Source organism: Lysinibacillus sp. RC79, assembly GCF_041262405.1.
Taxonomy (GTDB): domain Bacteria; phylum Bacillota; class Bacilli; order Bacillales_A; family Planococcaceae; genus Lysinibacillus.
In genome coordinates this window covers 1-1,314 of sequence record NZ_JBGCCD010000069.1, presented here as the reverse complement: position 1 = coordinate 1,314, position 1,314 = coordinate 1, and the positions used below count along the sequence as shown (strand labels likewise).

Below are 1,314 nucleotides of genomic sequence, written 5' to 3'. Positions count from 1 at the left end.
TTTAGATTGTCAACTTTATTTTCAATTCTAGTTGAAATCTGTTGGGATGTTATTTTAAACTCTGCTAAACTTTTATTCGTTTCATCTACACTAAGCTTAATCTCTTTATCAGTGAGTTCTAACTTACTTATTGATTCTCCAATAGTTTCAACTTCCATAGTGATACGGTCATTTGTCTGTTCAAATTTAGAGCGTGTAATCTTCTTATTCTCATCAATTTCTACCTTTTGTGAGATTAATATATCCGTAGTTGTCTTAGGAAGTGTATTTCCTAACACTACTTTAGTAGTTCTTAATTCGCCATTAACGAATTGTTTAGTCTGGGATAGGATACGTGTTTGAAATTCCATCTCTAATGGTTCATAAATAAGCCATACACGTTCACCTAATTCTTTATCTAACAATTCAATAGAATCTAATTCGAATGTAACTTCTGGATAATCTATTAACTCTGATTTAATGTGTTCTAGTAAACTATTAGCATTAGTAAATCTATCGTCATGTACAGGTTCTGCTTCGCGCTTTCCGTACTTTTGAGCATACGGTGATTCATATGATACGAATAATTGTCCGCCACCTTCACTAGCTGCACCATATCCTTCAATGTACGTTTTCAATCCTGTTGTATCAACATTTTTAGATAACGCTTTGACATTGTGTCCATACCTGTATTGAGCATCACGATCCCCACCAATTTGATTAGAAAAGTGAATACGATTATTTGGCATGATTACATATTCACATTCGTATACCTGACATAATGCTTGTAGTAATGCAATCGCATTGTTTTCACCAAAGTTTTCAATGAATTGACTACCACTCACACTAGATGTAAATGTCCAACCTGTATTTTTTAATACAAAGTTAGCAAATTCATTGAATGTTCTAGTGCCACCATAGATTTCATTTTGTCTTTTATCAACTAAATCATAGAATGTATTTACTGCTACAATTTGTTTACCATGTCTAGTTTCTTTCATTTGTTTGATACGATAATCAAAATCTCCAACAGTAATAATAGATTCTTCTTGTAATAACCTGTGAGCAGGATTGTTATTGGTATTATGAGATGTAAGAGTGATATTGAAATCACCCTTCACCTCTTGAGTTAGTTCGAAATTAGATACTTGTACTAATGGTTCAACTTCGTTTCCTCTAGTTACATATATCATTTATTGTTCTCCTTTCTCATTAATACCATTCTCCGAATTTTCCATTTGCCGCAACTCTTGACTTAACTGCTATAACTTTCGTTGTAGCGGCTTCAAGTACTGTGACAGTTTGCTTTCCTGTATACCATGTTCCACCTTTACC

Annotated in this window: 1 protein-coding gene; it reads right to left on the bottom strand. The window is 33.2% G+C overall.

Features of this window, described 5'->3' with window-relative positions:
• Positions 1–1,172, bottom strand: a 1,172-nt coding sequence (locus ABH968_RS27755; protein ID WP_370049213.1) for a phage tail protein, incomplete at its 3' end; no start/stop codon positions are given.
• Positions 1,173–1,314: the final 142 nt, after the last annotated feature.